Genomic DNA, 13,353 nt, shown 5'->3' on the forward strand with positions numbered 1-13,353 from the left:
GATGCGCACGGATGCCATCGTCATCACCGTCGCCTTCGGCTACCTGGCCCTGCTGTTCGTGATCGCCGCCTGGGGCGACCGCCGTGCCGAACAGGGCCGCTCGCTGATCGGCTCACCCACCGTCTACGCGCTTTCCATCGCCGTCTACTGCACTGCCTGGACCTTCTACGGCAGCGTCGGCCGCGCGGCCCAGTACGGTCCCGGCTTTCTGCTGATCTACCTTGGCCCGACCCTGGCCATGCTGATGGCCCCCTTCATGATCCGCAAGATGGTGCGTATTGCCCAGGTCCAGCGCATCACTTCCATTGCCGACTTCATCAGCGCCCGCTACGGCAAGAGTCAGGGGCTCGGTGCCCTGGTGGCGCTGATCGCACTGATTGGCATCACCCCCTACATCGCCCTGCAGCTCAAGGCGATTACCGTCAGTCATGCGGTGCTGGTCAACTACCCCCTGGCCCCGGAGCTGAGCCTGGCCGACGAAACCTTCTGGGTCGACAAGTCATTCTGGGTAGCGCTGGTGCTGGCGGTCTTCATCATCCTATTCGGCACCCGCCACCTCGATGCCAGCGAACGTCACGAAGGCATGGTGGCGGCCATCGCCTTCGAGTCGCTGGTCAAGCTCCTGGCGTTCCTGGCGGTGGGGGCTTCGTGGTCTTCAGCATGTTCCACGGTCCCGGCGACATTTTCGCCCAGGTGGCCGCCACCCCGGAGCTGGTCGGCGCGCTGAGCCTCGAGGCGGTGCCCGGCGGCGCCAGCGGCTGGGTGGGCATGCTGGTGCTGGCCTTCCTGGCCTTCATCACCTTGCCCCGTCAGTTCCAGGTGCTGGTGGTGGAGAACGTCGACGAGCGCCATATCACCCGGGCCAGCTGGCTGTTTCCCCTCTATCTGCTGGCCATCAACCTGTTCGTGATTCCCATCGCCATGGCCGGCCTGCTGCTGCCCGCCGGCAACCCCGACCCAGACAGCTTCGTACTCACCCTGCCGCTCTCCGCCGGGCTCGACGGCCTGCCCCTGCTGGTCTTCATCGGCGGGCTCTCAGCGGCCACCGGCATGGTAATCGTCGAGACCATCGCCCTGTCCACCATGGTCAGCAACCAGCTGGTGATGCCGCTGCTGCTGCGTTCCAAACGCCTGCACCTGAGCTCCCAGGGAGAGCTGGCCGGCTGGCTGCTGGGCATCCGCCGGGTGGCCATCGTGCTGATCCTGCTACTGGGTTATCTCTATCATGCGCTGATCGGCGACTCCTACAGCCTGGTGACCATCGGCCTGGTCTCCTTCGCCGCCGCCTGCCAGTTCGCCCCGGCCATGCTGATCGGTCTCTACTGGCGAGGCGCCACGCGGCGCGGCGCCGCCCTGGGGCTGATCGCTGGCACCCTGGTGTGGGCCTGGACGCTGCTGATCCCCGGCTTCGCCCAGTCGGGCTGGCTCAGTGATACCTTCCTGGAGCTCGGTCCCTGGGGCATCGCCTGGCTGCGCCCCTATGCGCTGTTCGGCCTGGAAGGGTGGGACATCTATAGCCACTCGCTGCTGTGGAGCCTGATGGCCAACGTGGGGCTGCTGGTGGGAGTCTCGCTGTTCTCCCGGCAAAGTCCGGTGGAGAAGACCCAGGCGGCGCTGTTCACCGAGGCGATGCACCCCGGGCTGATCCAGACCTCGCTCTGGCACGGCCAGACCACCCGCGGCGAGCTGCGCAGCCTGCTCAATCGCTACCTGGGCTCAGGCGCCACCGCCCGGGTGTTTGCCGATGTTCCCGATGCCGGCCTCGACGACGCGGGACCGGCGCCCCCGACCTGATCACCCGTGCCGAGCAGGCGCTGGCGGGGGCGCTGGGCAGCGCCTCATCGCGGGTGCTGATCAACTCCCTGGTGCGCGGCGAGGCGCTGGATCTGGAGTCGGTGCTGAGCATCCTCGACACCACTTCCGAGACGCTGGAGATGAACCGGCGCCTGGAGCAGCAGTCCCGCGAACTGGCCCAGGCCAGCGAAGAGCTGCGCGCCGCCAACGAGCGGCTGCGCGAGCTCGACCGCCTCAAGGACGAGTTCGTGGCCATGGTCAGCCATGAGCTGCGCACCCCATTGACCTCGATCCGCGCCTTCGCCGAGATTCTGCGCGACGGCAAGGAACTGCCGGACGAGAAGCGCATCCATTTCCTCGACGTGGTGGTGTTGGAGAGCCAGCGCCTGTCGCGGCTGATCGAGGAGATCCTCGACCTGGCACGGCTGGAGAGCGGCCGGCTGACGCTAAGCCCCAGCGGCTCGACCTGGTCGCCCTGGCGCGCCACAGCGTGGATGCGGTGCACCGCCTGCAGGAAGACCGGGGGGTCGAGCTGGAGGTGGATATCGAGCTGGAGGAAGCGCCGGTGATCGGCGACCCGGACCGGCTCGAGCAGGTGATCATCAACCTGCTGGACAACGCCGGCAAATTCGCCGCCGACGACGCCCCGCGAGTGCGCCTGCACCTCGCCCCCCACAAGCAGCACTATCGCCTCAGCGTAGAGGATAACGGCCCCGGCATCGCTGAAGAAGAGCGCGAGCGAGTCTTCGAGAAATTCCATCAGATCAAGCGCTATGGGGGCACTGCCGGAAAAGCCAAGGGGCGGCCTCGGGGCAGCGGACTGGGCCTGCCAATCAGCCGCGGCATCGTGGCCCATCTCGGCGGCCGGCTGTGGGTCGATGACGCCCCAGTGCTCAAGGGCGCCTGTCTGGTGATGGAGCTGCCCATGGCACCGGAACAGAGCGGCACAGAAAACTGAATTCAACCAAAGTGCGATGATCCTTTTTCCCCACCGACTCAAGAAGCTCATGTCGCGGCCGATAGAGCAGGAAGCGAAGGCAACATAACTCGCGAGAACAACAACCTGCCTGAAAGGCCGAGCGAACGCTCGGCCCACGCCTCAACAACAACAGCATTCATCAAGAAATGAATGGGAGACTCTATTGAGCCAGAGCCTCCAGAGACTGCCCCTGCCTGATCGCCTTGCTGGGGCACGCCACTCATGTCTCCGTCATGCATAACCGGTAACCAGAGAGTCCATAATGAACGCACTATCTCGCTTGACACTGACACAGAAGCTGTTGGGGGCTATCGGCCTACCGCTGCTGCTGGCCTTTGCTGCCCTTGGGATCATCATCAACACCCAGCTCAACAATGCGATCCCACCGATGGTGGAAAACACCAGCGCACGCCAGGTTGAAGCCCGGGCTGATGAAATCGGGCGCTGGATCGAAGGCTATCGCGCCTGGCTGGCCGGCATGGCCAAGGAGGAGCGGCTCGTCGAGTCGGTTCCTGTGGAGGCGCACCTGCCCTGGCTGGAGTCGCGCTTTCCTGGCGATGCCACCATCGAATCCTTCTACGTTGCCGATGCCGACGGCAACGTGGTGACCCATACGGGCGCCACCGCCGATATCAGCGGGCGCGGCTATTTCCAGGAGCTGGTGACCAACGGCACCCACGACCGCCTGCTGGCCGACCCGGTGCTGTCGCTGGTAAGCGGCCTGCCTACCGCCATCATCGCCGAGACCCTCTTCGATGCCCGAGGTAATCGTGTCGGGCTGATCGGCATTACTCTCTCCATGGAAGCGGTCTCCGAGATCACCTCGGCGATCAACGTTGGCGAGGGCAGCTACGGCTACATGGTCGACAGCACCGGCATGATCGTGGCTCACCCCGACCCCGAACTGCGCATGAACCTCAACGTCACCGAGGCCGACAGCGCCGGCTTCGCAGGTGCCAATGCGCTAGGACGAGACTTTCTGTCCGGCGAGACGGGCGTCGGAGAAGTACGTTCACCCGAGGGAGAGCGTGTCACCATGATCTGGAACCCGATCCAAGGCACCGACTGGGTGCTGGCGGCCTCGGTCCCTAACCACGCCTTTACCCAGGTGACGCACAGCCTGCTTCGCTCGCTGCTGCTGGCCGGCATCGTGATCCTGGCAGCGCTGCTGGTCATCGTTGGCATGACGGCCCGTCGTTCACTGAAACCCATTGGCCAAACCGCCAGGGCCCTGGCCGATATTGCCAAGGGCAAGGGCGATCTGACCCGCCGTCTCCCGGTCGACAGTCAGGATGAGGTAGGCGAGCTAGCGAAGCAGTTCAATGCCTTCGTCGAGCGCATGCAGCTGACCCTGCGGGAAGTGCGCCACAACGCTCACACGGTACTGGCCGGCGCCAATGAAATGGCCGACGGCAGCCAGGAGCTCTCGTCACGCACCGAACAGGCCGCCGCCAACCTGCAGGAAACCTCGGCCTCCATGGAGGAGATCCACTCCACCGTGACCCACACCTCGCAGGCCTCCGAGCAGGCCAACAGCCTCTCCACCGATGCCGCCGCCACCGCCGAGCGGGGCAACGAGGCCATGGCCGAGATGGAGGCCAAGATGGCCGCCATCAACGAGTCTTCGGGCAAGATCAGCGAGATCATCAGCCTGATCGATTCCATCGCCTTCCAGACCAATATCCTCGCGCTGAACGCCTCGGTGGAGGCCGCCCGGGCCGGCGAACATGGGCGCGGCTTCGCCGTGGTGGCCCAGGAAGTCCGCAACCTGGCAAGCCGCTCCGCCGATGCCGCCCACGACATCCGCGAACTGATCGACGCCTCAGTGGCCAACACCCGCGAAGGGGGCGAGATCGTCAAGGGCGTGGCCGAGCGGATGCGCGAGATTCATCAGAGCATCACCCAGGTATCCGATGTGATCGGCGAGATCACCGCCGGTGCCCGCGAGCAGACCTCGGGTATCGAGCAGGTGAATACCGCCGTGGCGGAGATGGATACCATGACCCAGCAGAACGCTGCCATGGTGAGCCAGAACGCTGGCCTCGCCGCCACCATGCGCGACAATGCCCGTCAGCTGGATTCCCTGATGAGTGAGTTTGTGCTGGGCGATGCGCCCGATGCCCAACCCACCCCACACCAGCGGCTCCCGCAAGCCGCTGCCGCGCTTCCCTCGGCAGTCACCGTCAAATCCGGCGCTGCCAAACCCTCGCCCTCACACCAGACCGAGCCGGAGTGGGAGGCGTTTTAAGGCCTGTCACCGACAGGGGCGGGGCGGCCTCAGCCCCGCCCCACCGATGATTTGGCCTGCTTGATCAGACGACGAATCTGCTGCATGTCGTGGCGCATCAGCAGCCGTTCGTCCTCTTCCAGGCGCGCGATATCGATCCAGCCATCGGGGATGCCCCCTGCTTGAGGGTCACACGCTGGGCGTCCAGCAGCTGCGCCTGCAGCCGCGCCAGGGTCGAGGCCAACGCCTGCGCCTGGCGGTTGGACAGCGCCTCCTCGACCACCAGAGCGGCCAGACGCGAACGGGTATCCGGCACACGCACGCCATGGCGCAGCGCCAGCAGCCGCACGGCGGCCACCAGCGGCAGCAATCCCTGGCGCTTGAGGTTGAGCGCGTTGTCGTGGGGGGCCCCTTCTCCATCACCGACGAGCCGTCCCAGGCGGTCCAGAGCGACCGGGAGCTCATCGAGTAGTGCGGCCATTTCATCGAGGAAAAGCCCCGCCCCGGGCATCAGCTGCTGCACATGCCCACCCAGGGACTCGGCCAGGCGCGCCTCACCGAAGACCGGAGAGAAGTCCAAGAGGATATTGGCTTGCTGCACCCGCTTGACCCGCCGATCGGCGCTCCACAGCGTCAGCTGCTCGCACCACTCCGCCAGGCGCTTGCGCCACATCGGCCAGCGCGCCATCACATGGCCGCTGCACAGGGGAATGCCGGCTTCGTCCAGTCGGGCGGTGAAGCGCTCTCCCAGCGACTGGAAATAACCGTCGATCTCGGTATGCCCCGCGTCCGGGTAGTCCTCGATAATCATGGCATTGTCCTGGTCTGGCCCCAGCAGACTCTCATGGCGGGCAGCGGACCCCAGGGTCAGCACGCAGAACGCCGCCGGCGGGTTGCCCCACCCCTGCCCGGTCATCTCGTTGAGCGAGAGTTCGATGGCGCGCCGATAGAGCCAGTCGTTGTGATCACTGATCAGCTGACTGATCCGCCAACCCGGCAGGTCGAGCCGGTCCAGGGCCTCTACCAATCGTCCCTGCCAGGCATGGGACTGGGCCAGGCTGGGAGCGGGCCCCAACTCGGCAAGCGCATCGCGTAGCGGCGCCAGTAGCGGCGGAAGTGTGGCGGGATCCGGCGGAGCATCGCCGGCAAAGAGGTCACGCCAGGGTGAGGCACGGTGCAGCAGGCGCATACTGGCTCCGGATGTCGGGTACCGGCCCAGTGTAATGCGGCAGCGCGATGCTTTCCCTTCGCCTAAGGATGAATAGCCCCCAACAGGAAGCGGGCGGTATGCCCCTCAGCGGGGGTATTGAACATCTCGTCACCCACCTGATCGATATAGCGCTGGGCCTTGCTGATCATCAGCTGGTCGCAGGCCTCGCGGCCGGGCACCAGGTCGGAGCGCTCGAAGCGGTGCTCGCGCAGCTCGCCCTCCGCCCCCTCGGCCGGCTTGCGAATCCAGCCGCTGACTCTGAACTGACCACCCTGCTCCTCCGGCTCGGAGACGATCTGGTAGCCCTTGTATTCCACCGGCTCGGCGGCTTGGCGCGATGCCGGCTTGTCATCGCCGCCGCCGAACAAGCCGGACAATAGTTTCTTCAGCACAGGCCCTCTCCCGGAAAGGTGACGAAAAAACTGGGTTCTTCGCACTCTAGCGTGAACATGTTTGGCAAGTTTCAAGGTGGGAGGCCGGCTCTGCCGGGAGAAGGCGCCGCAGGCGCCCCATGGGTAGCGCTGCGCGCGACTTCGTCGAAGCGTCGAACCGGAGCTAAAGCTCCCTCCACATGACGGAATGCCAGCTCAGTCCTGTTGACGGCCCTTGCCGGCGGCAATGCGCAGACGCAGGGCGTTGAGCTTGATGAAGCCCTCGGCGTCTTTCTGGTCGTAGGCGCCGGCATCGTCCTCGAAGGTGGCGATGGACTCGTCGAACAGCGACTGCTCGGACTTGCGCCCCACCGGTGTGGCGTTGCCCTTGTAGAGCTTCATGCGCACCACGCCGGAAACGTTCTTCTGGGTCTCGTCGATGGCGGCCTGCAGCATCCGACGTTCCGGACTCCACCAGTAGCCGTTGTAGATCACCTCAGCGTACTTGGGCATCAGCTCATCCTTGAGATGGGCCTCTTCGCGGTCCAGGGTGAGCGACTCGATGGCACGGTGGGCGCGCAGCATGATGGTGCCGCCGGGGGTCTCGTAGCAGCCGCGGGACTTCATGCCCACGTAGCGGTTCTCGACGATATCGAGCCGGCCGATGCCGTTGTCACCGCCCAGCTTGTTGAGGGTCTCGAGCACCTCATGGGGCTTCATGGGTTTGCCGTCGATGGCGACGATGTCGCCCTGCTCATAGGTCAGCTCCACGTAGGTGGGCGTATCTGGCGCGGCTTCCGGCGACACGCTCCAGCGCCACATGTCTTCCTCGGCCTCGGCCCAGGGATCCTCGAGGATGCCGCCCTCGTAGGAGATGTGCAGCAGGTTGGCATCCATGGAGTACGGTGACTTCTTCTTGCCGCTGGCGAAATCGACCGGAATCTCATGCTGCTCGCAGTAGGCCATCAGCTTCTCGCGAGAGGTCAGGTCCCACTCGCGCCACGGCGCGATGACCTTGACGCCGGGCTTGAGCGCATAGGCCCCCAGCTCGAAGCGGACCTGGTCGTTGCCCTTGCCGGTGGCCCCGTGGGAGATGGCGTCGGCGCCGGTCTCGTTGGCGATCTCGATCAGGCGACGGGCGATCAGCGGCCGAGCGATGGAGGTACCAAGCAGGTACTCGCCTTCGTAGATGGTGTTGGCGCGGAACATCGGATAGACGTAGTCGCGAACGAACTCCTCGCGCAGGTCCTCGATGTAGATCTCCTTGACGCCCAGGGCCTCGGCCTTGGCACGGGCCGGCTCGACCTCCTCGCCCTGACCGATGTCGGCGGTGAAGGTCACGACCTCGCAGTCGTAGGTTTCCTGCAACCACTTGACGATGACGGATGTGTCCAGGCCGCCGGAATAGGCGAGCACGACCTTCTTGACATCGGACATGCTGGGGCTCCTTGTGATGAACGTCTAGGGTCGGTGATTATAGCGTGGCAACGGCGTCGCGAATACCGGCGGGGGACGTGCCGCAGCCAAGCTGCTAGACTGCGCGGATTCGCCTGGGGCCTGCCGCCGGGCGGGGCGACCGAGACTGAAATACGCAAGGAGAGGTTAATGAGCGAGGCGATCGCCCGCGAGCTGATGGCCCAGCGCTTCCGCAGTTTTCTGCCCGTGGTGGTGGACCTTGAGACCGGCGGCTTCAACGCCGACCGCGACGCGATCCTCGAGATCGCCGCCGTGACCCTGACCATGGACCCCGAGGGCAATCTTCTGCCCGATGCCACCTATGCCTTTCATATCAAGCCCTTCGAGGGCGCCAACGTGGAACAGTCGGCGCTGGACTTCACCGGCATCAAGCTCGACGACCCGCTGCGTCAGCGGGTCGCCCTGAGCGAGGCGGAAGCCCTGGGCGAAATCTTCCGGCCGGTACGCAAGTCGATCAAGGCTCACGGCTGCACCCGGGCGGTGCTGGTGGGACACAACGCCGCCTTCGATCACGGTTTTCTGAATGCCGCCGTGGCGCGCTGCGGCATCAAGCGCAACCCCTTTCACCCCTTCTCCAGCTTCGACACCGCCAGCCTGTCCGGGCTGGTCTACGGCCAGACGGTGCTGGCCCGGGCCTGCCGCGCCGCCGGCATTGCCTTCGACAACCAGGAAGCCCACTCCGCCCGCTACGATACCGAACGCACCGCGGAGCTGTTCTGCGCCATCGTCAACCGCTACAAGGATCTTGGCGGCTGGGCGCTGGCCCAGCGCGAGCAGGGGATGGAGGAGGCCTAGGGGCGAGGTGCGAGGGGCGTGGTGCGAGGGGTTAAGTCAAACAGGCTATGTGGGAGGGAGCTTCGGATCGCGAAGTAGCGCGCAGCGCTACCCATGGGCGCCTTCGTCGAAGCGTCGAACCGCCGGCTGAGCCGGCCTCCCACTATAAAACCTGCCAAACATGTTCACGCTAAAGTGCGATGAACAAAGAAAAAGAGCCTTTGCTGCCCCCTGAACGAAGCAGGCCCGCCATCTCTCTGGCGGGCCTGCTTCGTAGCGCCTATCGCTTACCGCTCGATGCGCCGGGCGAAGCCCGGCTCAAGCGTCGTCCTTGTGCTTGGCGGCGGTTTCCTTGATCAGCTTCTCGAGCTCGCCGCTCTGGTGCATCTCCGCGACGATATCGCAGCCGCCCACCAGCTCGCCCTCGACCCACAGCTGCGGGAAGGTGGGCCAGTTGGCGTACTTGGGCAGCTCGGCGCGGATATCGGGATTGTCCAGCACGTTGACGAAGGCGAAGCGCTCGCCGCAGGACATCAGGGCCTGGACGGTCTGGGCGGAAAACCGCACTGCGGCAGCTGCGGCGTGCCCTTCATGTAGATAAGGATGGGGTTTTCGCCGATCTGACGCTGGATGTTCTCGATGGTGGTGCTCATGTGCGCTCCCTGTTGGGTCACGTGGACGCCGAGGCCGCCGGGCCAATACCCGAGTACGGCGCTCAGCCTTTGCTGTTGGCCATCATTCTACTGATGCCGGGCGCATTGCGCATCCCCCGGCGCCTGGCTAGGATGGGGGTTTTTTCGCGCGGAGAGATCCCTCATGGCGACACGCCATTTTCTGACCCTGCTGGACCTGAATACCAACGAACTCGACTACCTGATCCAGCGGGCCATCACGATCAAGAACCGCCTGCGGACCCAGGGACCGAGCTACTCGCCCTTCACCAACCGCACCCTGGCGATGATCTTCGAGAAGTCGTCGACCCGCACCCGGGTCTCCTTCGAGACCGCCATGGCCCAGTTCGGCGGCCATGCGCTGTTCCTCTCGCCGCGCGACACTCAGCTTGGCCGCGGTGAGCCGATCGAAGACACCGCTCGCGTGCTGGCGGAAATGGTCGACATCGTGATGATCCGGACCTTCTCCCACGAAGGCCTGGAGCGCTACGCCGCCGCCAGCGCGGTGCCGGTGATCAACGCGCTGACCGACGACTACCATCCCTGCCAGCTGCTGGCCGATGTCATGACCTGGACCGAGCTGCGCGGCAGCGTCAAGGGGCGCACCGCGGTCTGGATTGGGGACGGCAACAACATGTGCCACTCCTGGATCAACGCCGCACGCCAGTTCGATTTCCACCTGCGCATCTGCTGCCCGGAAGGCTACGAGCCGCGCCAGGATATCCTCGAGGCCGCCGATGACCGGGCCAGCATCGTTCGCGACCCTGCCGAAGCGGTGAGCGGCGCCGACCTGGTGACCACCGACGTCTGGGCCTCCATGGGCCAGGAGGAGGAGCAGGCCAAGCGCGAGGCCGACTTCGCCGGCTTTCAGGTCACCGAGGCGCTGCTCGACCGCGCCAAGGCCGACGCCCTCTTCCTGCACTGCCTGCCGGCCCACCGCGGAGAAGAGATCAGCGAAACACTGCTCGATGATCCCCGCGCGGTGGTCTGGCAGGAGGCCGGCAATCGCCTGCACGCCCAGAAGGCGCTGATCGAGTTCCTGCTGCTCGGCCGCATCGAGGACTGATCCGCCGACGGCGTCGCCGGATCAGCGTCCGGCGGCGCAGGTCGAGCTCTCCAGCAGCTCGGTGAGCGCCTCGATGGGTAGCGGGCGAGCATACAGGTAGCCCTGATACGCCCGGCAGCCGTGCTCGGCCAGCCAGTCTTGATGGGCCTGGGTCTCCACCCCCTCGGCGATCACCTCCAGCCCCAAGTTGCTGCCCAGGCTCACGATGGAGGCAGAGATCACCTGGTTCGCCGGGTCCTCGAAGAGGGTCCGGACGAACGACTGATCGATCTTGAGCTGATCCAGCGGCAGCCGGTTGAGGTAGGAAAGCGACGAGTAGCCGGTACCGAAATCGTCCAGCGAGAAGCGGATGCCCATCGCCCTGAGCCGGTGCATGGTTGCCTTGGCGAGATCCGGCTCCTCCATGAAGACCGACTCGGTGAGCTCCAGCTTGAGGCGCTCGGGCCTGGCGCCGGTGCTCGACAGGATTGCCTCCAGGTCGGCCACGAAGTCGGGCTGCTGGAACTGATGCGGGCTGATATTGACCGCCATGGTCAGCCCGGCCTTGTCGGAATCTAGCGACCAGCGAGCCAGCTGACGGCAAGCAGTCTCCAGCACCCAGGCGCCAATCGACACGATCAGATAGCTCTCCTCCGCCACGGGGATGAAATCGCCCGGCGGCACCATGCCGTGATCCGGATGTTCCCAGCGCAGCAGCGCCTCGACGCCGGTGACCCGCTGCCGATCGTCCACCTGGGGCTGATAGAAGAGCCGCAGCTGCTGACGCGCCACGGCCTGACGCAGGTCGCTCTCGAGCATGGCGCGGCGCACCGCCACCGCCTGCATCACGGGGTCGAAGAAACGCAGGGCGTTGCGCCCGGCCTGCTTGGCCTGATACATGGCCATCTCCGCCTGCTGCAGGCTCTCCTCGGCGCTGTGTGTGCCGTCACCCAGCAAGGTAATGCCAATGCTGCCGGAGAGCTGGTAGCGATCCTCCCCCAGACGGAACGGCTCGGCAAGGGCGCCCAGCAGCTTGCTGGCGACACGCTCAACCAGCGCCGAGGCCTCATCAATGGAGACGCCTAGCCCTTCGAGCAGCACCGCGAACTCGTCCCCGCCCAGCCGAGCCACAAGATCCGACTCCCGACTCATCTCGGCAATCCGGTCAGCCACCTGCTGCAGCAGTTCATCGCCCTGTCGATGCCCCAGGCTATCGTTGATCTGCTTGAAACCGTCCAGATCGATGAACATCAGGGCTCCCTGATGTTCGCTTCTCTGCGCCTGTTGAATCGCCCGGTCGGCCCGGTCGAGCATCATGCGCCGGTTGGGCAGCCCCGTCAGCGGGTCATAGAAGGAGAGTCGGTGGGCTTCCTGCTCGGCGGCGCGGCGCAGCGTCATGTCGCTGAGCGTGGCCACATAGTGGGTGATCTCGCCGGATGCCGATTTGACGGCGCTAATGGTGACCCACTGCGGATAGGTGTCACCGTTCTTGCGCCGGTTCCACACCTCGCCCTGCCAGCTGCCTTGTGCATGAATGGTCTCCCACATCTTGCGGTAGAAGTCGCTGTCATGGCGTCCCGAGTTGAGCAGCCGAGGATTCTGGCCTAGCACCTCCTGTTCGCTATAGCCGGTGATCGTCTCGAAGGTAGCGTTGGCCTTCTGAATCGTCCCCTGAGCATCGGTAATGAACATGCCCAGGTGAGTTTCAAAGGCCATGTCGGCAATACGCAGCTCGGCCTGCAGCGAACGGTTGATCTCCCACAGCCGCTGCTCGCTGAGGTACAGCTCGGCCTCGGTACGCGACAGTCGCAGGTAGTGAAGCAGGATGAATCAGCCCCAGCACGGCAACGGTCAACCAGCCAAGGGTCAGCACCATCACCTTCTGGCGCCAGTCGGCCAGCACGGCGGCGGCGCTGTGGCCCACGATCACGGCGAACGGCAACCCCTCCAACCGGCTGATGCCGAAGACCCGCCGGTCACCATCCAGCGGCGAGGTGAGAATGAACGTATGACCATTGGGCTCGGCGATGACCTCGGCAACCGCAGGCGCATCGACCTCCATGCCCAGCGCCTCGGTGGCCGACACGCCACTGACTCCCGGACGGCGGGCGATCAGGCGCATGTCATTGTCGATGAAGGCGACACTCTCCCCTTCTCCCAACTGAAGCCGCTGCAGGGCATGGGTGAAGAAGAAGAGATCGAGACGCGCCACCGCCACCCCGGTAGAACGGCCCTCGGCATCGAAAATGCGCCTTAGATAGAGCATGCGATGATCGCCGCCTTCCGGCTCCCAGTAGACCGCTTCCAGAGCGGTCTCGGATGCCTGCAGAAAGTCGCGGATAACGGCGCGCTCTCGGGCATCGTGACTGGGAAACCCCGGGCTGCCGGTGGAATAGAGGGTGTCACCGGCGTGATCGATGATGCCGATCGCATCCAGAAACGGCAGGCTCCGCTGACGCTGGGAGAGTAGGGTCTCGAACGCCTCGGCCAGCGGGTCATCCAGGTGCCCCTCCGCCTCAAGCGATAGGGCGAAGAGATTCGCCAGGCCGCTCAGGGTATTATCGGTACTGGTAAAGGCGCCGGACGCCCACTCCGCCACCAGCTCACCGTGGGCCAGGGTCTTGTCTCCCGCCCCGTCTAGCTCGCGATGATAGCGGTCATTGAGCGCCCAGAGCATCGCCGTCAGCAGGCTCAACAGCAGTACCCCGTAGAGCCCCCTGCCTGCCATGCCGACCAGCGCCTCCGGCGCTGCTGTACGTCACTTTGCAACAAAAATGAGCCCCCGCTCAGAGAGTGCGCGCTGTCG

General features: G+C 65.2%; 8 protein-coding genes and 2 pseudogenes. 4 read left to right on the forward strand and 6 right to left on the reverse strand.

All coding sequences use genetic code 11. From position 1 onward, the window contains the following. Position 1: 1 nt before the first annotated feature. Positions 2–2,752: pseudogene (locus ACSJDS_RS13365) on the forward strand (ATP-binding protein). 283 nt (positions 2,753–3,035) lie between these two features. Then, a complete protein-coding gene (locus ACSJDS_RS13370) occupies positions 3,036–5,021 on the forward strand; it encodes a methyl-accepting chemotaxis protein (RefSeq protein WP_473033695.1) in 1,986 nt (661 codons plus the stop codon). Positions 5,022–5,118: 97 nt separating this feature from the next. Here ACSJDS_RS13370 and ACSJDS_RS13375 read toward each other — a convergent pair whose 3' ends face one another. The 3 genes from ACSJDS_RS13375 to ACSJDS_RS13385 form a co-directional block, all read right to left on the reverse strand. After that, positions 5,119–6,189 carry a DUF294 nucleotidyltransferase-like domain-containing protein gene (locus ACSJDS_RS13375; RefSeq protein WP_473033697.1) on the reverse strand — a complete coding sequence of 357 codons (1,071 nt, stop codon included), beginning with the start codon at positions 6,187–6,189 and terminating at the stop codon, positions 5,119–5,121. A gap of 62 nt (positions 6,190–6,251) precedes the next feature. Continuing rightward, positions 6,252–6,602: an HlyU family transcriptional regulator gene (locus tag ACSJDS_RS13380; protein WP_473033699.1), complete on the reverse strand. Its 351-nt coding sequence runs from the start codon at positions 6,600–6,602 to the stop codon at positions 6,252–6,254. Between the two features lie 195 nt (positions 6,603–6,797). Continuing rightward, the gene (locus ACSJDS_RS13385) at positions 6,798–8,018 is read right to left on the reverse strand and encodes an argininosuccinate synthase (protein ID WP_473033700.1); all 1,221 of its coding nucleotides are present in this window, start codon (positions 8,016–8,018) and stop codon (positions 6,798–6,800) included. Between the two features lie 168 nt (positions 8,019–8,186). Here ACSJDS_RS13385 and rnt point away from each other — a divergent pair, with 168 nt between their 5' ends. Further along, positions 8,187–8,852: a ribonuclease T gene (gene rnt, locus ACSJDS_RS13390; RefSeq protein ID WP_473033701.1), complete on the forward strand. Its 666-nt coding sequence runs from the start codon at positions 8,187–8,189 to the stop codon at positions 8,850–8,852. Between the two features lie 297 nt (positions 8,853–9,149). Here the strand turns inward: rnt and ACSJDS_RS13395 are convergent. After that, positions 9,150–9,484: pseudogene (locus ACSJDS_RS13395) on the reverse strand (Grx4 family monothiol glutaredoxin). 163 nt (positions 9,485–9,647) lie between these two features. On the opposite strand from ACSJDS_RS13395, the gene argF reads away from it, so the two are divergent. Then, positions 9,648–10,568, forward strand: a complete 921-nt coding sequence (argF, locus tag ACSJDS_RS13400; protein WP_473033703.1) for an ornithine carbamoyltransferase — start codon at positions 9,648–9,650, stop codon at positions 10,566–10,568. A 21-nt stretch (positions 10,569–10,589) separates the two neighbouring features. Here argF and ACSJDS_RS13405 read toward each other — a convergent pair whose 3' ends face one another. Together ACSJDS_RS13405 and ACSJDS_RS13410 are read right to left on the reverse strand one after the other, a co-directional pair. After that, positions 10,590–12,263, reverse strand: coding sequence for a putative bifunctional diguanylate cyclase/phosphodiesterase (locus ACSJDS_RS13405; protein ID WP_473033704.1), 1,674 nt, complete (start codon positions 12,261–12,263; stop codon positions 10,590–10,592). Further along, positions 12,253–13,275 carry a cache domain-containing protein gene (locus tag ACSJDS_RS13410; RefSeq protein WP_473033705.1) on the reverse strand — a complete coding sequence of 341 codons (1,023 nt, stop codon included), beginning with the start codon at positions 13,273–13,275 and terminating at the stop codon, positions 12,253–12,255. The genes ACSJDS_RS13405 and ACSJDS_RS13410 overlap by 11 nt, the downstream gene beginning before the upstream one ends. Positions 13,276–13,353: the final 78 nt, after the last annotated feature.

The organism is Halomonas sp. SL18_1, assembly GCF_055755715.1.